Origin of the sequence: Streptomyces sp. HNM0575 (assembly GCF_012726265.1) — a bacterium.
Taxonomy (GTDB): domain Bacteria; phylum Actinomycetota; class Actinomycetes; order Streptomycetales; family Streptomycetaceae; genus Streptomyces.
The window spans coordinates 144690-166869 of sequence record NZ_JAASAG010000003.1; the positions used below are offsets into that span (position 1 = coordinate 144690).

Below are 22180 nucleotides of genomic sequence, written 5' to 3' on the forward strand. Positions count from 1 at the left end.
TCGTGCAGGGGCTGCCCCTCCTCTCGTCAGGAGCCGGAAGAGGAGCCGGTTGCGGGCGCGTTGGGCGGGAGGGTCTTGAAGAAGGCCTCCGCGGCGGCTCCGACCCTGTCGCGGTCACCGGTGGTGAGGAGGTCGAGGAGGAGCCCGCGGATCGTTGCGATCAGCAGCGTCGCCGTACGCTGCGCACCAGCATCGCCACCGCCACCACCGGCATCAGTGCCCGTACGGCCGTCGCCGTTCGCCGACCCGCTGAACGCCTTGAGCGGGTCGGCCACGACATGGCCGAGGAAGTCCTCGAACAAGCCGGGCGCCTGGAGGGCCTGCCCGTAGACGGCGAAGAACAAGCGGAACTCTCCTTCGCGGACGGGATCCGAGACGCGCGCCCACACGCGCCGCGCATAGCTCGCCAGATCCGTGCCGTCCTCGCCGGAGGGCGCGGTCTCGGCGAGGATCCGTTCGCGCAGCCGCTGCTGGACGGCCTCGATCATCCCCTCCTTGCTGCGGAAACGGTGTACGAGCGTCGTCGGCGTGACGCCCAGCGCCGTCGCGAGCGGGCGCCAGGTCATCCCGGCGAAACCGTGCTCGACGGCGTAGCTCACGACGGCGTCGAGGAGTTCGTCGCGTCGCTGCTGGTTCACGGGCCTGCCTGCCATGTCCCCATCCTGTCCGCTTGCATTTCTTGCACGACCGTACCAATAATTGGAGGCACGTTGTTCCCGCTTGTCCCGTCGGCCCGTTCCACGGGATTCGACAGGATGCGACAGGAGGAGCCCATGCGCGTCTTCGTCACCGGTGCGTCCGGATGGGTCGGTTCCGGCCTCGTACCGGATCTGCTCGCGCACGGTCATACGGTCGCGGCGCTCGCCCGCTCGGACCGGTCCGCGGCCGCTCTGCGGTCGGCCGGGGCCGAGGTCGTGCCGGGGTCGCTGGACGACCTCGGCGTGCTCGGCGACGCGGCGGCGGCCGCGGACGCGGTCGTCCACCTGGGCTTCAAGCACGACATCGCGTTCGCGGGCGACTACGGCCGGGCGGCGCGCGACGACCGTGCCGTGATCGACGTGTTCGCGGAGCGGCTCTCCGGTACGGGCAAGGCGCTCGTGATCGCGTCGGGCGTGCTCGGCGTCGTCGGCGTCGGTCCCGGCGTCGTCGCCACCGAGCGGGACGGCCGCGGCGAACACGAGACGGCCGGGCCGGTCAGCGGCGGCGGGGACCGGTCCGCCACCGCGCGGTACGTCCTCTCCCTCGCGGACCACGGGATCCGGTCGAGCGTCGTGCGTCTTCCGCCGGCCACGCACGGCACCGGCGACAACGGATTCACCGCCGCCGCGGTCGCCGCCGCCAGGAAGGCGGGCGCCTCGGCGTATGCCGAAGACGGAGCCAACCGTTGGCCCGCGGTCCACCGCGACGACGCGGCCGTACTGTTCCGGCTCGGCGCAGAGTCCGCTCCTGCCGGCTCCGTCCTGCACGCCGTCGCCGAGGAGGGCGTGCCGATCCGCGAGGTCGCCGAGGCGATCGCGGCCGGCACCGGCGTCCCCGCGATCTCCGTACCCCGGTCGGACATCGGCCGCCATCTCGGATTCCTCGGCGGCTTCTGGTCGACGGACGGGCCCGCGTCCGCGCGGCTCACCAGGGAGCGCTTCGGCTGGACGCCGACGCGCCCCACGTGGCTCGACGACCTCCGCGGAGAGTCGTACTACCGCACGTGAACGCGCCGCGCCCCCGACCGGCTCCGGCCACCACCGGGACGCCCCCGACCACCACCGGGACGGCCGGGACCGGCTCCGCGACGGGCGCCGCCGCCCGTCTACCCGGAAGCCCGCGTCAGCCCAGGAGTTCGTACGCCGGCAGCGTCAGGAACTCCTCGTACTTCTCGTCGAGCGCGACCCGCAGCAGCAGATCGTGCGCCCGCCGCCACTCTCCGGCCGCGAAGGTCTCCTCGCCCAACTCCTCGCGCAGCTGCGCCAGATCCTCGTCGGCGACCCGCCGCACCAGCTCCGGCGTGACGCGGACCTCGCCCTCCGGCGCGTCGGGCAGCACCACGCCCGCGTCGACCCACTGCCAGATCTGCGAACGCGAGATCTCCGCGGTCGCGGCGTCCTCCATGAGGCCGAAGATGGCCACGGCGCCCATGCCGCGCAGCCACGCCTCGATGTAACGGGTGCCGACCTGGACGGCGTTGCGCAGGCCCGCGTACGTCGGCCTGGCGCCGGTCGAGTCGACGGCGAGCAGTTCGGCGGCCGTGACGTCGACGTCCTCGCGCAGCCGCTCCTTCTGGTTCGGGCGGTCGCCGAGCACCGCGTCGAACGACTCCTGCGCGACGGGCACCAGGTCGGGGTGGGCGACCCAGGAGCCGTCGAAGCCGTCCGCGGCCTCGCGGTCCTTGTCGGCCCGGACCTTCGCCAGGGCCTGCTCGTTGGCCTCCGGGTCGCGGCGGTTGGGGATGAAGGCGGCCATGCCGCCGATCGCGTGGGCGCCGCGCTTGTGGCAGGTGCGCACGAGCAGTTCGGTGTACGCGCGCATGAACGGGGCCGTCATCGTCACGGAGTTGCGGTCGGGCAGGACGAACTTCGCCCCCGCGTCACGGAAGTTCTTGACGATGGAGAAGAGGTAGTCCCAGCGTCCGGCGTTCAGCCCCGAGGCGTGGTCGCGCAGTTCGTAGAGGATCTCCTCCATCTCGTACGCGGCGGTGATCGTCTCGATCAGCACCGTGGCGCGGACGGTGCCCTGCGGGATGCCGCAGTAGTCCTGGGCGAAGACGAAGATCTCGTTCCACAGCCGCGCTTCGAGGTGCGATTCGAGCTTGGGCAGATAGAAGTACGGGCCCTTGCCCAAGTCGAGGAGCCGCCGGGCGTTGTGGAAGAAGTAGAGGCCGAAGTCGACGAGTGCGCCCGGCACTTGCTCTCCGTCCACGCGCAGATGACGCTCGTCGAGGTGCCAGCCGCGTGGGCGCATCACGACGGCCGGCATCTTCTCGGCCGGGCCCAGCGCATAGGACTTGCCGGAGTTCTCGTCGGTGAAGTCGATGGTGCGCTCATAGGCGGAGATCAGATTGAGCTGACCGCCGACGACGTTCTCCCACGTCGGCGCGGAGGCGTCCTCGAAGTCGGCGAGCCACACCTTGGCGCCGGAGTTGCACGCGTTGACGGTCATCTTGCGGTCGGTGGGGCCGGTGATCTCCACACGGCGGTCCTGCAACGCCTCCGGGCAGTCGGCCACCCGCCAGTCGCCGTCCCGGATGTGCGCGGTGTCGGGGAGGAAGTCCAGGGACGAGGTGCGGGCGATCTCCGCCCGCCGCTCCGCGCGCTGTGCCGTCAACTCGTCGCGGACGGGCGTGAACCGGCGGTGGAGGGCCGTCAGGAAGTCCAGAGCCTCCCCGGTCAGCACCTCCTCCTGGCGCTCCACGGGAGTCGCATCGACGATTTCGACGGCGGAGGGCGCTCCTGCGGGCATGGTGGTCACTCCTTAAGGGCGGCGGCGTGCGGTCACGGCCGCCGGATCGCGTGCTTACCGGCACGGAGTGCCGCTGGCCGGGCGGCGCTCGTGTCAGGGCTCCGGTCTCCCGCCGGGAGGCGCAGAACCTTCTGAACAGTGGATACTAGTTTCCTCATAGTGGAACAATCAAGAGTCTGTCGATGTCGAGACATCTCTTGTCTCCGTGGCCCCGCGGTGCCTGGCCCGGAGTGCCAGCCGTAACGGGCAGCCGTAACGGGCAGCCGTAACGGGCAGCCGTAACGGGCAGGCGGGACGGGCGGGTGTAACGGGCGGGCGGGACGGTGGAGATGAACGGCTGGGTTCCGCGGCCGTACGGGGGCAAACTTCCGCGGCGGGGCGGACCGGGCCAAGCGGCGGCCCGCCGGATCCGGTTGAGACGGGGCGCGGCGGCGCACGGGCTCCGAGGTTTCAAGAGCCCGATTCGGTGCGGCGCTTGAGCCGTTCCAGGTCCTCAGGGGTGTCGATGTCGGCAGGGTCTGCGATGTCACCGCACTCGACCAGCACGATCTCGTCCTCCCGCGCGCGCAGATACGCCCGCGCTCCCTGGTCGCCCTCCGCGCCCTTCGCGACCCCCGCCCAGTGGTCCGCCCCGAACAGGACGGGATGCCCCCGGCGCCCCTCGTACGAGGCGGAGGCGAGCGTCGCAGTGGAGCGGCAGGCGGAGCGCACGCGTACGACCGCGCCGGTGCCGACCCCCGGCTGGTCGACGAGCAGGATCAGCGCGGCGTCCGTGCCCGTACCGGTGAGGGAGTCCAGGCCGAGCCGCAGCGAGGAGCCCATGCCCGACTCCCAGTACGGGTTGTCCAGCACGGTGCAGCCCGAGAGTTCGGCCCGCGCCCGCACCTGGCCCGCGGCGGCGCCGAGCACCACGTGCACGCGGTCGCAGCCGCCGGCGCGCAGGGTGCGCACGGCGTGCTCGACCAGCGGCCGTCCGCGCAGCGGCAGCATCGCCTTGGGCCGCCCGCCCAGGCGGCGCCCGCCGCCTGCGGCCAGCAGCAGCCCGGCCACCGCGGGGGCGGCCGGGCCTTCCGCCTCGTCCCGCCAGGTCGTCATGCGGACCTCATCTCGGTCGTCATCTCGGTCGTCCCGGTGTTCTCGTTCGTCCCGCTCGTCGTTCTCGTTCGTCTTCCGTGTTCCCGGCAGTGTCCGGCGGGTGCCGTCCCGCAGGACGGATCCGTACGCTGTCCTCTTGCGCCCGTCCTGTACGCCTGTACGTGCGCGCCGTATGCCGGGCCTCTATTTCGCCCGATTGTGTACGAGCCGTGCAAGGCGTTGCGAAGTTGACGTTGCGCGCCCCTAATTTCGCCCTCCGTGTGGCGCGATATGCGGAGAGTGGCGTTTACTTGGTCGGGCCGGTCGCCTTCGGTCCTGTGGGGGAGCGACGAACGGCATCATCTCTGTGGGGGAGAACCGTGGTGCGAAGCGATGCTGTGGGGCAGCGTGCGATACGAGTGGCGGACGGCGCGGAGGATCCGCGCGTCGCCGGTCTGAGCGCCTCCGTGGCCCGGCTCAGGGCCGAACTGGACGCCTACCCCGCCCGGTTGCACGACAGGCAAGCCGCCGAGGACGAGCTCGACGCGCTCGACACCCAGGTCGCCGGGGGCGCGCCCGCGGCCGAAGGCCTGCGTCATTCCCTGCTGCTCATCGTCGCCGCCGTCGGCTCGGTGAGCGCCCTCGCGGAAGCGCTCTCCAGCTTGCGGAACGCGATCGAGCTCTTCGGTGAGCCGTCGGGCTTCCGGCGCGTCAACTGACGGTAGGCCGAGAGGTCCGCTGACGGGCGGCTGACCGTCGGCTGACGGGCGAACCCGCGGGCCGACCACGGAAGTTCACCGGTTCCGGCCTCTCCGGCCTCGGGCTTCTCCGGCCTCGGGCTTCTCCGGCCTCCGGCCGGTTCCGTACGGACGTCTCCTGGCACCCCTCCGCTGAAGCGAGCCGGGGTTCCCAGCCGGGAGCCCGCCGCCGGTCCCCGCGTGCGCCGTCCCGAGTCGCCGCCGCCGTCGCGCCGTTCCCCGCTTCCCGTACGCCCGCAAAGGGCGCGGGCCGAATCGAGTCCCGCCCGGGGCGCTTCCGGCTGCCCGGCTCCTGGCCGCCGCAACCCGGAAGAGACGGATGTAAGGAATCCGTCCGAGTCCTTACGCACAGCGGACGCCGGGACCGAACTGCTGGCCCGTGGCGAGCCGTTCGGGCCAGCGTGGTGGAGCGATGAGAGCGCGGGGGCAGGCCGTCCGGTCCATCGGGTTCATCGGAACAGCCATCACGCGGAAGCGAGGACCCAAGTGCGGGCTCACAAACGGAACAAGACCCGGCGCAACGCCGTCACGGCGGCCGTCGCGCTACTGCTCTCCGGCGGCGGCGTCGCAGTCGTCAGCGCGACCGCCAACGCCGGGCAGCACACCGGACATCCGGCTGCGCAGGCAGGCGGCGCACACGGCCACACCGGGCAGGACGCCCCGGTCGGCAGCGACTTCGTCGACATCACGCAGGTCCCGGACAACGTCAGGAAGCCCGGGAACGCCCCCGGCGCCTCGACCGGCACCTTCACCTCGTCCTGCGGCACCAACGCGGAGGGCCGGCACAACTCGGACAACGTGATCGTGGCTCCGGGCGTGGGCAACGGCGCACACCACACCCACGACTACGTCGGCAACAAGCAGGTAGACGCCGGCTCGACCGACGAGTCGCTCGCCGCGCAGGGCACCACCTGCACCAACGGCGACCAGTCCACCTACTACTGGCCGGTGCTCCGCGACCGCAGGCGACAGGGCGAGGACGCGGACAAGCCCGGCGGCGGTGCCGAGGACAACGTCGGCTCCGTCATCGAACCGGCCGGCGTCGATCTCACCTTCCGCGGAAGCCCCCGGGGCGACGTCGTCGCCATGCCGCGCTTCCTGCGGATCATCACCGGCGACGCGAAGGCCTCCACGAACGGAGGTGCCAACGCCAACGCCTCCTGGTCCTGCACCGGTTTCGAGGACAAGGTCCAGCTCAAGGACAAGTATCCGATCTGCCCCGACGGCAGCAGGGTCGTGCGGACCGCGTCCTTCCAGAGCTGCTGGGACGGCAAGAACACCGACAGCGCCGACCACCGGGCCCACGTGGCCTTCGCCGGGGCCGACGGATCGTGCCCCGGCGGCTTCAAGGCCGTCCCGCAGCTGGTCCAGCGATTGACGTACGACGTCCCCGACGCACCCGACTTCGCCGTGGACAGCTTCCCCGAGCAGAAGCACAAGCCGGTCACCGACCACGGTGACTTCATCAACGTCATGACGGACGACCTCATGAACCAGGCCGTGGACTGCATCAACTCCGGCAGGCGGTGCGGCTGACGGCGCAGTCCCGCGCCGGGCTCCTGCGCCGGGCTCCTGCTCCGGGCACCCGCGCCGGGCTCCCGCCCCCGGGACCGGCGTCCTGCGAGCCACGTTCCCTCTGTCCGCGCCTCCCCATGAGGGCGGGAGGCGGCTGCCGTTGCGCGCCGCCTCCCGCCGCCCGGCTTCCACGACCGCGAAAGAGGTTGTCGAGAGTGGACGAGTACGGATCATCCTGGGCGCCGAGGCGCCGCCGCCCGAACTCCCGGGCGCTGACGCGTGCGTTGCGTGCGCTGGCGCGTGCCGTACCCGCGGGAGCCGGCGCGGTCCTGGTGATGCTGCTGGCGATGACGGTGGTGCTCCAGCAGACCGGCGCCTGGCCGTTCGAGCGCAAGGACGCCCCGCCTTCCCGGTCCGTGCCCGACGCCCGGCTGCCCCTGCCGCCCCCGGGCAGCGCCTCCGGCGGCCCGCGGTCCGGCGGAGAGGGGAGTGCGCGGACGAGCGCGCCTCCTGACGGTACGGAGACGGAGACGAGCCCGCCCTCCGGCGGTCCCGCTAGGTCCGCCCCCGCCGGGTCCGGTGCCGGCGAAGGCGCGGGCGACTGCGGTTGCCGGGCCGTCTGGCACGTGGACGGCCGGCCGGAGGGCTTCGACGCGACGGTGCGGATCACGAACACCGGCGAAGTCCCCTTCCGCGGCTGGCGGATCGACTGGACGTGGCCGGACGGGCAGCGGCTGGTCATGGGCCGGAACGCCCGGTTCCAGGAGTCGGGCGCGAGCGTCACCGTGCGGAACAACAGCGGCAATGCGGAGGTTCCGGCGGGCGCTTCGACGACGTTCGATCTCCGGGCCGCCGGAAGCGGAAGTCCCGCACCACGCCTCACCTGTCACGTCCTCTGACACGGCATGGGCGCGTGCCGCGCGTGCGCGTCCCCTGCGCCGCCCGCCGTCAGCTCGTGCCGTTGCTCGCCAGCGCCCTCGACAGCTGCTCCGCGACCTCGTGCATCAGCGGCACGAACTTGTCCGTGGCCGCCTCCGTGACCCTGCCCGCCGGCCCGGAGATCGAAATGGCCGCCGCCGTGGGCGAGTCGGGCACCGAGACGGCGATGCAGCGCACGCCCAGCTCCTGCTCGTTGTCGTCCATCGCGTAGCCCGCCTCGCGTACGTGCTCCAGCGCCGCGAGGAAGCCCTCCGGCGTGGTGATGGTCCGCTCGGTCGCCGCGGGCATCCCCGTACGGGCCAGCACCGCGCGGACCTCGTCGGGCGAACTGCCCGCGAGCAGCGCCTTGCCCACGCCCGTGGAGTGCGGCAGCACGCGCCGGCCGACCTCCGTGAACATCCGCATCGAGTGCCGGGACGGCACCTGCGCGACGTAGACCACCTCGTCGCCGTCGAGAAGCGCCATGTTGGCGGTCTCGCCGGTCTCTTCGACCAGCCGCGCCAGATACGGACGCGCCCAGGTGCCCAGCAGCCGGGAGGAGGACTCTCCGAGACGGATGAGGCGCGGCCCGAGCGCATAGCGCCGGTTCGGGTGCTGGCGTACGTAACCGCAGGCGACGAGGGTGCGCATCAGGCGGTGGATGGTCGGGAGCGGCAGTCCGCTGCTGCCGGACAGCTCGCTCAGCCCGACCTCGCCGCCCGCGTCGGCCATCCGCTCCAGCAGGTCGAAGGCGCGCTCCAGGGACTGGACGCCGCCTCCCGACTGTCCCGTTGACTGTCCCGTCGAGGCGGGGGCGTCGCTGGCTGCGGGATCGGCGGTGGCGGAGTTTCGCCGGTCGGACGACGGCACGTCGCGTTCCTTTCCTGCGGGTGGGGCGCATGCTACCGGCATGGGATCACCGGGCTCTGCGGCCGCTCAGGGCGCGGATCTCCGGGCGGTCCCCGGGCGTTCGCCGGGCACGAGCGGACCCGGGCCCCGTGAGCGACCCACCAGAGCGTTTTGCATGGCGGAATGGTACTTCCATTTTGCGGAATGCGCCATGGCTCACGTCTTGACGGGGCGGAGATCTGCCAAGAGGATCTGGCGTCAACAGATTGTTGAAACGAAGGGGTGGTCAGGTGCCCGGCGTCCGACTCGTACTGCGCTCGTCACGCGTCGTCACACCCGAGGGTACGCGCGCCGCGTCGGTGAGCGTCGCGGACGGACGGATCACCGAGGTCGGCCCGTACGACGCCCCGGTGCCGGCCGGAGCGCGGCTCGTCGACGCGGGCGACGACGCGGTGCTCCCGGGGCTCGTGGACACACACGTACACGTCAACGACCCCGGCCGCACCGAGTGGGAGGGCTTCGCCACCGCGACCCGCGCCGCCGCGGCCGGCGGCATCACCACGCTCCTCGACATGCCGCTCAACTCCCTGCCGCCGACCACCACCACCGCCCATCTGCGTACGAAGCAGGAGACGGCACGGCCGCAGGCGCACATCGACACCGGCTTCTGGGGCGGCGCCGTGCCGGGCAACGTCTCCGAACTGCGTCCGCTGCACGACGCGGGCGTCTTCGGCTTCAAGTGCTTTCTCTCGCCCTCGGGCGTCGAGGAGTTCCCCCAACTCGGCCCGGACGAACTGGAGTCGGCGCTCACCGAGATCACCGGCTTCGGCGGGCTGCTGATCGTCCACGCCGAGGATCCGGGGCGGCTCGCGGCCGCGCCCCAGCGAGGCGGCGCCGCCTACGCCGACTTCCTCGCGTCCCGTCCGCGTGCCGCCGAGAACGACGCGATCGACCGGCTCATCGCTCTCGCCCGCAAGCTGGACGCCAGAGTGCACGTGCTGCACCTCTCCTCCGCGGACGCCCTGCCCGCCATCGCGCGCGCCCGCGGCGAGGGGGTGGCGCTGACCGCCGAGACGTGTCCGCACTTCCTGACCCTCGCCGCAGAGGAAGTCCCGGACGGCGCAACGGAGTTCAAGTGCTGCCCGCCCATCCGCGAACGCGCCAACCAGGACGTCCTGTGGCAGGGCCTCGCCGACGGCACTATCGACTGCGTCGTCTCCGACCACTCGCCCTGCACCGCCGACCTCAAGGACGGCGACTTCGGTACGGCCTGGGGAGGCATCTCCTCGCTCCAACTCGGCCTGCCCGCCGTGTGGTCCGAGGCCCGCGGCCGCGGGCACACGCTCGACGACGTCGCGCGCTGGATGTCGGCCGCGCCCGCCCGCCTCGCCGGGCTCGACGGCCGCAAGGGCGCCGTCGCGCCGGGCCACGACGCGGACTTCGCCGTGCTCGCGCCCGAGGAGACCTTCACCGTCGACCCGGCGGAGCTCCAACACCGCAACCCGGTCACGGCGTACGCGGGCAGGACGCTGCACGGAGTCGTACGGGCCACCTGGCTGCGGGGGCGGCTGATCGCGGAGAACGGCCGCCCGGGTCCGGCGACCGGACGGCTCCTCCAGAGGACCGGGGCCGGGGCGGGGACCGGGACGCGGGCCGGGGCCGCCGGAACGCCATGAGGGACCGCGGCATCCGTGACCCGCGCCCGTACCAAGCGACCTGACCCCGAATCCGTACCCGACCCCGAACCCGACCCCGAACCCGGACCCGACTCCGAACCCGGACCCGACTCCGAACCGGCGAGACCGCCGGGACGACGGAACACACCCAGAGCACCCGGAGGCCCACCGCATGACGGCCACTGACCCCGACCGGCCCGCGCCCGCCCCCGCGCGCTTCACCGGCGACGCGAGCCCGTACGGAGGCGGCGATCCGTACGCCGACTACCGCACCGCCGCACTTCCCTTCACCCACCTCGCCGACCTGGCCGACCGGCGCCTGGGTGCCGGAGTCGTCGCCGCGAACGACGAGTTCTTCGCCGAGCGCGAGAACCTGCTCAAGCCCGGCCGCCCCGAGTTCGATCCCGAACGCTTCGGCCACAAGGGCAAGATCATGGACGGCTGGGAGACGCGGCGCCGGCGCGGGAGCGGCTCCGAAGCCCCGCACCCGGCCGCGGACGACCACGACTGGGCCCTCGTACGGCTGGGAGCACCCGGCGTCGTACGCGGAATCGTCGTCGACACCGCGCACTTCCGCGGCAACCACCCGCGCGCGGTCTCGGTGGAGGCGGCGTGCGTGCCGGGCGCTCCCTCGCCGGAGGAGCTGCTCGCGGACGGCACCGAGTGGACCGTCCTCGTCCCGGAGACCGCCGTCGGGGGACACGCGGCGAACGGCTTCACCGTCGACGGCGGGCGCCGCTGCACACATCTGCGCCTCAACCTGCACCCCGACGGCGGCGTGGCACGGCTGCGCGCATACGGCGAAGTCGCCCCGGATCCCGGGTGGTTGGCGGCCCTGGGCACCTTCGACGTCGTCGCGCTGGAGAACGGCGGCGCCGTGCTGGACGCCTCCGACCGCTTCTACTCGCCGCCCGGCAACACGATCCTGCCGGGGCGTTCGCACCGGATGGACGACGGCTGGGAGACCCGCCGCCGCCGCGACGACGGCAACGACTGGATCCACTACGCGCTGACGGCGCAGTCCGTGCTCCGCGCGGTCGAGATCGACACCGCATATCTCAAGGGGAACGCCGCGGGCTGGGTCGCCCTGTGGGGCAGGGACGCCGGTGGAGGCAACGGCAGCGGAGGCAGCGGGAGCGGCGGGAACAGCCGGAGCGGTGAGAGCGGCCGGGGCGGCGAATGGCGTGAACTGCTGCCCCGCACAAGGCTCCAGCCCGACACCGTGCACCGCTTCCTGCTCGGCGACGACGCCCCTCCCGCCACCGAGGCACGGCTCGACATCTTCCCCGACGGCGGCATCTCGCGGCTGCGGCTGTACGGATCACTCACCGCGGAGGGGGCGCGTGACCTCGGCGAACGCCACCGGGGCCGGGCTGACGGTACGTGAACGCCGGGGAAAAATCCCTCACTTGGCGTTGACATGTCATCTACGCGCGTCAGCATGGGTGTATGAGAATCCCCCCACGAATCGCGCGCGTAAGCGCCCTCAGCGCCCTGTCCCTCACCCTTCTCGTCGGCGGTCCCGCCGCGATCGCGCAGGCGACCGCGGACGCCCCGAAGGCCTCGGCTCCGGCCGCGTCCGCGCCGGCGGACGTCGGCAAGATCTGCGAGACGAAGCTGCCGAAGGAGGCCCACGAGACCCTCGACCTCATCGACAAGGGCGGCCCCTATCCGTACCCGCAGGACGGGACGGTCTTCGACAACCGCGAGGGAATCCTCCCGGACCAGGACTCCGGCTACTACCACGAGTTCACGGTGGAGACGCCCGGCTCCCCCGACAGGGGAGCCAAGCGCATCGTGACCGGTGAGGAGAAGCAGGAGGACTACTACACCGACGACCACTACGAGTCGTTCGACAAGGTCGACTTCAGCTGCTGACCTCCTTCAGCTGCTGACCTTCAGCGGCCGACGCCGCCGCTCGCCGGCGGCGACGTCGGCCGGGGCCGCCACGGTCAGCCGGCGGGCGCCGCGGGCCAGGTGAAGGTCGCGACGGCGCCTGCCGGAAGCTCGTACGCCAGCGAGTGACCCGACTCCGTGACGGAGAACTTCCGTGCGGAACCGGCGGAGTTGAGGACGACGGCGGCCCGGGAGCCGTCAGGGTTCTCGAAGACGACGTCCTCGACTCCGCCGGGCTGCTGCGTCGTGGAGCCGATGCGGTGCGCACCGCGCTCCACGAACTTGGAGACGTGGCCCAGCGAGTAGAACTCGGCGTTCCTCGTGACGCTGTCGCCGTCGATCTCCACGACGCCGTTGCACTTGGTCTCGCAGTTGCCGAAGTGCGGCCCGCCGTTCTTGTCGAGCGCCATGTTCCACAGCACGACGGTCTCCGCCCCCGAGCGGAGGCTGCGCACCACCAGGTTCTCCGTCTGCCACTTCAGGCTGTCGGCGAAGGTGTTCGCGGGCTCGTCGCTGTCGGTGCCGGAGCACTCGGTGAAGAAGACCCGTTCGCCCGCGTCGCGCACCTGCTGCTGCGCCTCGGGCTCACCGCCGTAGCAGTGGAACGCGGCACCTTGCACGCGCTCGATGTCCGCGGTCTTGTCGAGGACTTCGAGCGGGTACTCCGGCTTGTCCCAGTTGTGGTCGTAGGCGAACAGCTCCGTGCCGAGACCGGCCGCGGTCAGCTTCTCGTCCAGGATCCGCAGGAAGTCCGCCTCGTCGGCCGCGGGCAGTCCCATCGACGGGTACGTCGTCTCGAAGAGCGGTTCGTTCTGCGCGGTCAGGTCCTGGACGGTGACGCCCTCATCGGCGTACGCCTGCACCGCCTTGACGAGATAGTCCGCGTACGCCTCGTAGTTCTCCCGCTTGAGGCTGCCGCCCTCCAGCTTGCCGCTGTCCTTCATCCACGCGGGCGCGGACCACGGGGTGCCCATCACGCGGATTCCCGGATTGATGCCGAGGGCCTGGCGCAGCAGCGGCAGGATCTCCTTCTTGTCGCGGTCGACGGAGAAGGCGCCGTGCTCGTCCTCGTAGCTGTAGTAGGGGAGTTCGGCGACGAAGTCCGAGCCGCCGAGCGGCTGCCGGAGGTAGTCGAGGCCGATCCCGTCGCCGTCCGTGGAGAACAGGCCCTTCATCAGCTTCTCCCGCTCCCCGTCGGGGAGCCGGGACATCAGCCGGGCCGACGCCTCGGTGATCGAGGCGCCCGCACCCGTGAACTGCTGCCCCTTGGCGGACGCGTCGACGGCCACGTCGATGTCCTGCTTGCTGCCGTCGAAGGAGACGTCCTGTTCCCGCTCCAGCCGCTTCCCGCCGTCCGCGGTGGTCACCCACACCCGGGCGGTGCCGGCGGCCGCCCGGCCGCCGCTCCCGCCACCGGGGGAGCCGTGGCCGTCCGCATGGGCGGCGGACTCGCCGCCCACCAGGACGTTGGTGCCGGCGAGCAGCGCGAGGGCGGTCGCCGACGCGGCGATTCTCCGTCTGTGTGTCACGGTGCGGCTCCTTCGTGTGTGTGGCGGTCGGTGGTGCGTGGTGCGGCTGCGCTTCGTGGCTTGGTGCGGTGGTCTCCCGGCGGGTCCTGCCCGAGGCCGCCGCCTCGGGCAGGACCCGCCGGGAAGCGGGCCGGGGGCTTACGCCGCGCGGCGTCCGCGGCGCCGGTGGCGGCGGACGATGTCCGCGTACCGGTGGCCGCTGCTCTTGATCGTCCGCCGCTGCGTCGAATAGTCGACGTGGACGAGGCCGAAGCGCTTGTCGTAGCCGTAGGCCCACTCGAAGTTGTCCATCAGCGACCAGGCGAAGTAGCCGGCGAGCGGCACGCCCTGATCGACGGCGTCGGCGCAGGCGGCCAGGTGCTCGTCGAGGTAGCGCACCCGCTCGGGGTCGTCGACATGTCCGTCCGGGCCCACCACGTCCGGGTAGGCCGAGCCGTTCTCGGTGACGTACAGGCAGCGCGCGCCGTAGTCCTCGGTCATCCGCACGAGCGTCTTGGTCAGCCCCGGCGAGTGCACCTCCCAGTCCATGTGGGTGCGGCGGGCGCCCGCGGGGACGACCTGGCGGGCGTGGGGGAGGGGGCCCGTGGGGTCGTCGGCGACGAGATTGCGGAAGTAGTAGTTCAGGCCCAGCCAGTCCAGCGGTTCGGCGATGGTCGCCAAGTCGCCCGGCCGCTCGGGGAGTTCGACGCCGTACAGCTCCAGCATGTCCTGCGGGTAGCCGCGTCCGTGCAGCGGGTCCATCCACCAGCGGTTGGTGTGGCCGTCGGCCCGGCGCGCGGCGGCCACGTCGGCCTCCTTCTCGGAGGCGGGCTCGCAGTGGGTCAGGTTGTTGACGATGCCGACCCGGGCGCCCGGCACCGCCGACCGGATCGCCTGCACCGCGAGCCCGTGGCCCAGGTGCAGGTGGTACGAGGCGCGCACGGCGGCCTCGATGTCGGTCATCCCGGGAGCCATGTGGCCCTCCAGATGACCGATCCACGCCGAGCACAGCGGCTCGTTGAGGGTGGCCCAGTCCTTGACGCGGTCGCCGAGCCGGTCGGCCACGAGCGAGGAGTACGCGGCGAAGCGCTGCGCGGTCTCGCGCACCGGCCAGCCGCCGCGCTCCTGCTGGGCCTGCGGCAGATCCCAGTGGTAGAGGGTCGGGAAGGGGGTGATGCCCTCTTCCAGCAGTGCGTCGGTCAGCCGGTCGTAGAAGGCCAGTCCGGCCTCGTTGACCGCGCCGCCGCCCTCGGGCACGATGCGCGGCCACGCGATGGAGAAGCGGTAGGCGTCGACGCCCAGTTGCTTCATCAGCGCGATGTCCTCGCGCCACCGGTGGTAGTGGTCGCAGGCCACGTCCCCGTTGTCTCCGTTGGCCACCTTCCCCGGCATGCGGCAGAACGCGTCCCAGATGGACGGGCCGCGGCCGTCCTCGGACGCGGCGCCCTCGATCTGGTACGAGGCGGTGGCCACGCCCCAGCGGAAATCGGCGGGCAGTGCGAACGGTGCCGCGGTGGCGGGGGAGGCTTCGGTCGCTTCGGACACGGGCTTCCTTTCATTCGGTGCGATCTGCATTCGGTGCATGGGTACTTCGGTGCATCGGTACTTCGGTGCGATCTGCGTTCGGTGCAACAGCCGGCAGTCGTCGGACAGTCGGCATACGGGGCGAAACGGGCCGGAACGGCAGTGACGGAACGGCCCGGTGCGGAACGGGACTTACCCGCTTCGCACGAGGGCGTGACGGGCTGACGGCACGGCCCCCGCGCCGTACCCGCGCCGTACCCGGGCAGTGCCCGGCCCGGGTACGGCGGGCCCGACGGCCCTGCTCACCAGGTGACTTGAGTTGTGATCACGTGCGGCCGGCCGGGTCCGCTCACGTGGACCGCCCGGACGGTGGCGGGCCGGTTTCGAGGACTCGGTCGGCGACCCCGGCCCTCAGCCGTTCACTTGACGGCTCCCGCGGTCAGGCCGGTGACGAGATACCGCTGGAGCAGCAGGAATCCGGCCACGATCGGCACGCTCGCCACGAGCGAGGCGGCCATGACCTGGTTCCAGTAGACCTGGGTCTGCGTGGCGTACCCCTGAAGCCCGATGGCGAGGGTGCGGGTGGTCTCGTTCGTCATGACGGACGCGAAGAGGACCTCGCCCCACGCCGTCATGAAGGAGTAGACGGCGACGGCGACGATCCCCGGCACCGCGGCCGGCACCACCACCCGCATCAGCGCGCCCAGCGGCCCGCAGCCGTCGGTGAGCGCCGCCTCGTCCAGATCGCGGGGGATCGAGTCGAAGTAGCCGATCAGCATCCAGATGGAGAACGGCAGGGTGAAGGTGAGGTAGGTGACGATCAGCGCGCCGCGCGATCCGTACAGCGCGATGCCCGTCGCGTTGCCGAGGTTGACGAAGATGAGGAACAGCGGCAGCAGGAAGAGGATGCCGGGGAACATCTGCGTCGAGAGGATCGTGATCGTGAACAGGCGCTTGCCGCGGAAGCGGTAGCGGCTGACGGCGTACGCCGCGAAGGTGGCGATCAGCACGGAGCAGCCGGTCGCCGAGCCCGCCACGATCAGCGAGTTGACGAAGTAGTCCGCGAGCGGGACGGTGCTCCAGATGTCCACGTACGGACTGATCGTCAGGCCGCTGGGGATCCACCTGAAGCGGTCCGTCACGTCCGCGAGCGGCTTGAGCGAGCTGCTGACCATCACCAGCAGCGGCGTCGCCGCGAACAGCGTCAGCAGGGTCAGCACGATGCGCCGCGTCCAGATGAACGAGACCGGCGGCGCCGAGGGGGACACCGTGCGGGAGCCGGACCCGGACCTGAACCCCGAGCCGGAGCCGGTCCGCAGTCGTGCGCCCGCCTTCGCGCCGGCGGGTGAACCGGCCGCCGGCGAGGGGCCGTCGGGCCCGCCTGACTGCGGGGTGCCGCCCGCGGGGGCGGCCGTCGTCGTGGCTTCAGACATCGCGCTTCCTCCCCGCGCCGGTCACCAGCAGATACACGCCCGTCACGAGCAGCAGGAAGAGCAGCAGCAGCACGGACATGGCCGAGCCGGAGCCGAAGTCCCAGGTGACGAAGGACGCTTGATAGATGTGGATCGAGATCAGGTCCGCCGCCTCGGGCGCCGACTTGCCGAAGAGGATGTACGGCACGTTGAAGTCGTTGAACGTCCACAGGAACAGCACCAGCACCAGCACCTGGTTGACCGGGCGCAGCGACGGCAGCGTGATCCGGCGGATCTGCTGCAACATGCCCGCGCCGTCGACCTGCGCGGCCTCGTACAGCTCCCGCGGGATGTTCTGAAGCGCGGCCATCAGGATCAGGAAGGCGAACGGCCAGGTGCGCCACACCGCGACGACGACGAGCGCGGTGAAGCTGTTGTCACCGATGAGCCAGAACGGCTCGGAGTCGGTGAGCCCCAACTGGTCGTGTATGACGTGGTTGACCATGCCGCCGTCCCGCTGGAGCAGGAAGGACCAGGTGATGACGGCGGTGTAGACGGGCAGCGCGTACGGCGTCAGGAACAGCGCGCGCAGTATGCCGCGTCCGCGGAAGGACTCCTGCATCAGGATCGCTGCGGTCACACCCAGCAGCCACGCGAGCGACACGGCCAGCACCGTGAACGCGCAGGTGACGAGGAACGAGTGCAACAGGGCCTCGCCGACGGGGGCGTTGACGTCCACGGCGATGCGGAAGTTGTCCGCGCCGGCCCACGGCGCCTCGCCCCAGTTGCGGATGTACTGCTGCGTCAGCTCCTTGAAGCTCATCATCACGCCGACGGCCATCGGCCCGATGTGGATGAGGAGTTCGAGGACGAGCGCCGGCAGCAGCAGGAGATACGGCAGTCCGGCCCGGCGCAGGCGGTCGGGGAGGATGCGCCTGCGCCGGGGGCGTGAGGGACCGTCGCCGGCCGCGTCCGCAGTGGGGGCGGCGGGCCGTGACGTTCCCGGTGGGGGGCTGAGAGTCGTCATCGGTCCGTACTACTTCCGCATCTGCTGCTGCGCGGCGGACAGTTCCTTCTTCACGGACGCGTCGGTGACCTTGCGTCCGGCCGCGGCGTCGGCGAAGAGGTCCTTCATGGCGTTGCCGACGAGGGTCTCGAACTTCGACTCGTCCGGGACCTGCGGAAGCGGCGCGGAGGAGCTGGCGAGCACCTCGCGCAGCACCTTCAGGTCCGGGGTGTCGAAGGCCTTGTCGGACTGCGCGGCCTTCACCGGCGGGATCGAGCCGTAGGCGGCGTTGAGCGTCCGCTGCTCCTTGTCGGAGGTCATGAACTTCGCGAACTTCATCGAGCCGTCGATGTTGTCGGAGTTCTTGAAGACCGCCAGGTTGATGCCCGCGACCATCGACCTGGTGCCCTTCTCGCCCGAGCCGGGCGCCTGCACGGGCACCGGCGCGACGCCGTACTGGCCGGGCTTCATGCCGTTGGACTTCAGGCTCGTGGCCGCCGCCTGCCACAGCAGCATGCCGGCCTTGCCCTTGGCGAAGTCGCGTACGGACTCGCGCTTGGCGTACTCGGCGTTGCCGGGCGGCGCGATCTTGTCGCCGCCCACCAGGTCGACGTACTGCTTGACGGCCTTCACGGCGCCGTCCGAGTCGAACGTCGGCTTGCCGGAGGGGTCGAAGAAGTCGTGGCCGTGCTGCTTGCCGAGGATGAAGGCGTGGTGCGAGTTCTCGACCGGGTCGCCGCCCTCGACGGCGACTCCGTACTTCCCGTCGCCCGTGAGCTTCTTGCCGTCCTTCACCAACTCGGCCCAGGTGGCGGGGGGTTCGTCGATCCCCGCGTCCTTGAACATCTTCTTGTTGTAGTAGAGGCCGTAGGCGAGGGAGTAGATCGGCAGGGCCGCCGGGTCCTTCTGGGGCGCGCCGGCCGCCGCCAGCGCTGAGGGCTGGAAGCGCTTCGCGCCGCCGACCTTCTTCATGTGCGCGTCGTCCCAGGGCAGCAGCGCTCCCGTCGCCTGGAGCGAGGCCGACCAGGTGTTGCCGATGTTGAGTACGTCCGGGCCCTGTCCGGAGGACGTGGCCCCGAGGATGCGGTCCAGCAGGCTGTCCCACGGGATGACTTCGAGCTTGACCTTGATCCCGGTCTGCTTCTCGAAGCGCTTCAGCTCAGGCCCCAGCACCTTCTTGTCGTGGGCGATGCTGGTGCCCTGGTTGCTGGCCCAGTACGTCAGCTCTTTCGGCTTGTCGTTGCTGCCCTCGCCGTCCGTCGAACTGCCGCCGCCGCAGCCGGCGGTGACGGCGGTGAGTGCGGCGGCGAGTGTGACGGCGGCTGCGTTGCGTGCCCGGCTTCTGCGCATGGCGACGGCCCCTCCCCGAGGCTCCTGCGTTCGGCCCCTGAATGGTCCGAACCATTAATTTCACGGCGTGAGTTAAGTAGTGAGAGAAGTGGGCGTCAAGACTTCTGACAGAGGTAGATTGGCCGGGGAGGGCGGCTGATGGGCGGACACGACAGGCGCACTGTGCGCGACCTGCGGCGGAGCAACCGCGCGGCCGTGCTCCGCCTGCTCTATTTCGAAGGGCCCCTCAGCAGGCAGGAGTTGGGCCCGGCCACCGGTCTCAGCTCCGGGTCGATAAGCAATGTCGTCACCGAACTCCTTGCGGAGGGCGTGCTGGAGGAGGCCGGCTCCGTCGGGTCGGACGGCGGCCGGCCCCGTACGCTACTGCGTGTAGCGCGGCAGAGCGCCTGTCTCGTCGGAGTCGACGTCGGCGAGACGCGGGTGCGCGTCGAGCTGTTCGACCTGATGCTCACCGAAGTGGCCCGCAGCGAGCAGCCGTTGGACGACGGCGGGCACGACGTCTCGCTCGTCGTACGGCTCATCGAGAAGGGCCTGGCCGCGGTGCTGGCCCAGGTCGGCGAGTCCACGGGGCCGTTGCTCGGAGTGGGCGTCGGCGTGCCCGGCATCGTCGAGCGCCGCTCGCACGGCGGTGCGCTGGTGCACGGGCAGACCGTCGGCTGGGACGCCGTCCCCCTGGAGGAGATGCTGCGCGAATCCGCCGGGCTCGCGGACGGCGACGGCTCGCCGGGCGGCGCCGTGGGCGCACTCGCCGGGCGGCACCGCGCACGGTCCGTGCCCCTGCTCATCGGGAACGGCGCCAAGACCCTCGGGCAGGCCGAGATGTGGTTCGGCGCGGGCCGCGGAGCCCGTGACGCCGTGATCGCGCTGATCGGCTCCGGCGTCGGGGCCTGTGTGGTGACCGGCGGCGAACCGTACGGCGGAGCCTCCAGCGGCGCCGGCGAGTGGGGCCACACGGTGCTCGCCGTGGGCGGCCGCGCCTGCCGCTGCGGCGCACGCGGCTGCCTGGAGGCGTACGTCGGAGCGGGAGGCGTCATCGCGCGATGGCGTGAGGCCGGCGGCGAACCCGGCAGCGGCGACGAGGAGTCCGCGCTGGCCGAACTGCTGGCCACCGGGCGGGGCGAGGGGGCCCGGGCCCGGATCGCCGCGGCCGTGCTGGAGGAGACCGCGGAGTATCTCGGAGCGGGCATCGCAGACCTGGTCAACCTCTTCAACCCCGAGCGGATAGTGATCGGCGGCTGGGCCGGACTGTTGCTGGGCCCACAGCTGCTTCCCGCTGTGCGCACGGCCACGGACGCGTACGCTCTGCGGTACCCGGCGGCCCGTACGGCCGTCGAACTGTGCAGGCTGGGCCCTGACGCGGTGACCGTCGGCGCGGCCACGCTGCCGCTGCGCCGCTTCCTCGACGCCGGAGGAAGTCCGCCCCCAGGGGTGGCATTGTCCGTGTGAGCGGGTAACGTCTCCACAGAGAGTGATGCCATGGTGGCAGATGTGGGGAGAAACCGGTGGTAAACGGACCGGAGGCCATTACATGCGGTGAGGCGATGCTGCTTATGCTCGCCGAGCACGGCATGCCGCTGGACCGGGCGACCTCCTTCCGCCGCTCCGTCGCGGGCGCCGAGTCCAATGTCGCGCAGGGGCTCGCGCGCCTCGGCCACTGGGCACGCTGGATCGGACGCGTCGGCGACGACCCCGCCGGAGAGGCCGTGCTGCGGGAGCTTCGCGCGGACGGAGTCGACGTCTCCGGCGCCGAGATGGACCCCACGGCGCCCACCGGGCTGCTGCTGCGCGACAGCCACGCGGAGCGCGTGATCGACGTGCAGTACTACCGCGAGGGCTCCGCCGCCTCGTATCTCTCCCCGGACCAGATCCGCGTGGAGATGCTGGAAGGGGCGCAGATCGTGCACGTCTCGGGCATCACGCCGATGATCTCCGAGTCGGCGGCGCAGGCCACTTGGGCCCTGGTCGAGCGCGCCCGCCAGGTCGGCGCCGCGGTCTCCTTCGATCCGAACGTGCGGCGGAAGCTGGGCACCGAGCACGAGTGGATCCGTACGGTGGGGCCGCTGCTGCGGGAGGCCGACCTCGTCATCGCCGGGGAGGACGAGCTGGAGCTGCTGCTGGGCGGCGGCGTTGAGGAGACCTCCAAGGCGCTGCTGACGCTGGGGCGGGCCCGTACCGTCGTGGTCAAGCGCCGCGACCACTCCGCGTCGGCACTCGGCAGGGACGGCGAGTGCACGCAGGAGCCCTTCGACGTGCCGGTCTGCGACCCGGTGGGCGCGGGCGACGCGTTCGCCGCGGGCTGGCTCTCGGCATGGCTGCGCGGCCGCAAGTCCGAAGACGCCCTCGCCGAGGCGGCATGCGTCGCCGCACTGGTCGTACAGGCGCCGGGAGACACCGAGGGGCTGCCCACGGCGCAGGCGCGCGACCGCGCCCTGGCGGGCTTCCTCGACGGCTCCGACTCCGTGCACCGCTGAATCCTCCGGCGTCCCCCGGGCAAGCGCACTGGGGAGAAGACGGGACGAGAAGAGAGGCGGCGAACTGCCGTGTACCGATGGGAGATCACCCGTACCGCCGTCGAGCAGCGTGTCTTCGCCGTCGTCCGCAGCGACACCTACGAGCGCGTCACGGCCATGGCCGACACCCTGCTCGCCGCCGGCATCACCAGCCTGGAGATCTCACTGACCACGCCCTACGCGCTGGACGCCGTGGCCACGCTGCGGCGCGAGACCGACGAGGACTGCGTCATAGGCGCCGGCACGGTGCTCGACGCCTCCGCAGCGAGAGCCGCGGTGGAGGCAGGAGCGCGCTTCCTCGTCTCGCCCGCACTGGACGCGGAGGTCATCAGCACCGGACACCGCTACGGGGTGCCGGTCTTCCCCGGCGTCGCCACGCCCTCCGAGATGGTGCGGGCGCTGGAGCTGGGCGCCGACGCGCTGAAGCTCTTCCCCGCCTCCGGGCACGACCCGTCGTGGCTCAAGGACGTACGGGCGGCGCTGCCGCAGGCGCCGCTGATGCCGACCGGAGGCGTCACCGTGGAGAACGCTCCGGAGTGGATAGCCGCCGGAGCCGTCGCCTGCGGCATGGGGTCGGCGCTCACCGACGGCGACAGGGAGGCGGTCGCCAAGCGTGTGACGGCTCTGCTCCAGCGGCTGGAGGAGGCCGGCGCCGCCAAGCCGGCGGGCAAGCGCGGCCGTTGAGCGGACCCCGCGGGAGGGCCGGCGCCGCGTTCGGGTCGTAGCGGGTCGCT

Annotated in this window: 18 protein-coding genes and 1 pseudogene; 10 read left to right on the forward strand and 9 right to left on the reverse strand. The window is 71.7% G+C overall.

Features of this window, described 5'->3' with window-relative positions; translation table 11 throughout:
• Positions 1-26: 26 nt before the first annotated feature.
• Complete coding sequence (locus HCC61_RS08665; protein ID WP_169134721.1) at positions 27-653, reverse strand: TetR/AcrR family transcriptional regulator; 627 nt, start codon at positions 651-653, stop codon at positions 27-29.
• Between the two features lie 120 nt (positions 654-773).
• Here HCC61_RS08665 and HCC61_RS08670 point away from each other — a divergent pair, with 120 nt between their 5' ends.
• Positions 774-1706 carry an NAD-dependent epimerase/dehydratase family protein gene (locus tag HCC61_RS08670; protein WP_169134722.1) on the forward strand — a complete coding sequence of 311 codons (933 nt, stop codon included), beginning with the start codon at positions 774-776 and terminating at the stop codon, positions 1704-1706.
• 115 nt (positions 1707-1821) lie between these two features.
• On the opposite strand, the gene aceB is transcribed toward HCC61_RS08670, so the two are convergent.
• Together aceB and HCC61_RS08680 are read right to left on the reverse strand one after the other, a co-directional pair.
• A complete protein-coding gene (aceB, locus tag HCC61_RS08675) occupies positions 1822-3450 on the reverse strand; it encodes a malate synthase A (RefSeq protein ID WP_169134723.1) in 1629 nt (542 codons plus the stop codon).
• Positions 3451-3900: 450 nt separating this feature from the next.
• The gene (locus HCC61_RS08680) at positions 3901-4545 is read right to left on the reverse strand and encodes a nucleotidyltransferase family protein (protein ID WP_169134724.1); all 645 of its coding nucleotides are present in this window, start codon (positions 4543-4545) and stop codon (positions 3901-3903) included.
• A 362-nt stretch (positions 4546-4907) separates the two neighbouring features.
• Between HCC61_RS08680 and HCC61_RS08685 the strand changes: the two genes are divergently transcribed.
• From HCC61_RS08685 to HCC61_RS30590, 3 genes and pseudogenes are all read left to right on the forward strand, one after another.
• Positions 4908-5243, forward strand: coding sequence for a DUF5955 family protein (locus HCC61_RS08685; protein ID WP_346777096.1), 336 nt, complete (start codon positions 4908-4910; stop codon positions 5241-5243).
• Between the two features lie 708 nt (positions 5244-5951).
• Positions 5952-6818, forward strand: a pseudogene (locus HCC61_RS08690) (DUF1996 domain-containing protein); the annotation flags it as partial.
• Positions 6819-7144: 326 nt separating this feature from the next.
• Positions 7145-7696 (forward strand): cellulose binding domain-containing protein, encoded by a 552-nt coding sequence (locus tag HCC61_RS30590; RefSeq protein WP_240968826.1) that lies wholly within the window; start codon positions 7145-7147, stop codon positions 7694-7696.
• A gap of 49 nt (positions 7697-7745) precedes the next feature.
• On the opposite strand, the gene HCC61_RS08700 is transcribed toward HCC61_RS30590, so the two are convergent.
• Complete coding sequence (locus HCC61_RS08700; RefSeq protein WP_346777097.1) at positions 7746-8585, reverse strand: IclR family transcriptional regulator; 840 nt, start codon at positions 8583-8585, stop codon at positions 7746-7748.
• 269 nt (positions 8586-8854) lie between these two features.
• Here HCC61_RS08700 and allB point away from each other — a divergent pair, with 269 nt between their 5' ends.
• The 3 genes from allB (at position 8855) to HCC61_RS08715 (ending at position 12118) form a co-directional block, all read left to right on the forward strand.
• Positions 8855-10240 carry an allantoinase AllB gene (gene allB / locus HCC61_RS08705; protein ID WP_169134729.1) on the forward strand — a complete coding sequence of 462 codons (1386 nt, stop codon included), beginning with the start codon at positions 8855-8857 and terminating at the stop codon, positions 10238-10240.
• Between the two features lie 172 nt (positions 10241-10412).
• Positions 10413-11627 (forward strand): allantoicase, encoded by a 1215-nt coding sequence (gene alc, locus HCC61_RS08710; RefSeq protein WP_169134730.1) that lies wholly within the window; start codon positions 10413-10415, stop codon positions 11625-11627.
• Between the two features lie 62 nt (positions 11628-11689).
• The gene (locus tag HCC61_RS08715) at positions 11690-12118 is read left to right on the forward strand and encodes a ribonuclease domain-containing protein (RefSeq protein WP_169134731.1); all 429 of its coding nucleotides are present in this window, start codon (positions 11690-11692) and stop codon (positions 12116-12118) included.
• A 74-nt stretch (positions 12119-12192) separates the two neighbouring features.
• Here the strand turns inward: HCC61_RS08715 and HCC61_RS08720 are convergent, their stop codons facing one another.
• The 5 genes from HCC61_RS08720 to HCC61_RS08740 all read right to left on the reverse strand — a co-directional run bounded on the left by HCC61_RS08720 (position 12193) and on the right by HCC61_RS08740 (position 18936).
• Positions 12193-13596, reverse strand: a complete 1404-nt coding sequence (locus tag HCC61_RS08720; protein WP_346777138.1) for a glycoside hydrolase family 30 beta sandwich domain-containing protein — start codon at positions 13594-13596, stop codon at positions 12193-12195.
• Between the two features lie 207 nt (positions 13597-13803).
• Complete coding sequence (locus HCC61_RS08725; RefSeq protein ID WP_346777098.1) at positions 13804-15189, reverse strand: GH1 family beta-glucosidase; 1386 nt, start codon at positions 15187-15189, stop codon at positions 13804-13806.
• Positions 15190-15587: 398 nt separating this feature from the next.
• Positions 15588-16601 (reverse strand): carbohydrate ABC transporter permease, encoded by a 1014-nt coding sequence (locus HCC61_RS08730; RefSeq protein ID WP_169134734.1) that lies wholly within the window; start codon positions 16599-16601, stop codon positions 15588-15590.
• Entirely contained in the window at positions 16594-17607 is a 1014-nt protein-coding gene (locus HCC61_RS08735; RefSeq protein ID WP_169134735.1) for a sugar ABC transporter permease, read from the reverse strand. Before HCC61_RS08735 ends, HCC61_RS08730 begins: the two co-directional genes overlap by 8 nt.
• 9 nt (positions 17608-17616) lie before the next feature.
• Positions 17617-18936: a sugar ABC transporter substrate-binding protein gene (locus tag HCC61_RS08740; protein ID WP_169134736.1), complete on the reverse strand. Its 1320-nt coding sequence runs from the start codon at positions 18934-18936 to the stop codon at positions 17617-17619.
• A 138-nt stretch (positions 18937-19074) separates the two neighbouring features.
• On the opposite strand from HCC61_RS08740, the gene HCC61_RS08745 reads away from it, so the two are divergent.
• The 3 genes from HCC61_RS08745 (at position 19075) to HCC61_RS08755 (ending at position 22130) form a co-directional block, all read left to right on the forward strand.
• Positions 19075-20382 (forward strand): ROK family transcriptional regulator, encoded by a 1308-nt coding sequence (locus tag HCC61_RS08745; protein WP_169134737.1) that lies wholly within the window; start codon positions 19075-19077, stop codon positions 20380-20382.
• Positions 20383-20477: 95 nt separating this feature from the next.
• Positions 20478-21407: a sugar kinase gene (locus HCC61_RS08750; RefSeq protein WP_169134738.1), complete on the forward strand. Its 930-nt coding sequence runs from the start codon at positions 20478-20480 to the stop codon at positions 21405-21407.
• Between the two features lie 69 nt (positions 21408-21476).
• Positions 21477-22130, forward strand: a complete 654-nt coding sequence (locus HCC61_RS08755; protein ID WP_169134739.1) for a bifunctional 4-hydroxy-2-oxoglutarate aldolase/2-dehydro-3-deoxy-phosphogluconate aldolase — start codon at positions 21477-21479, stop codon at positions 22128-22130.
• The last annotated feature ends 50 nt before the right edge of the window (positions 22131-22180 follow it).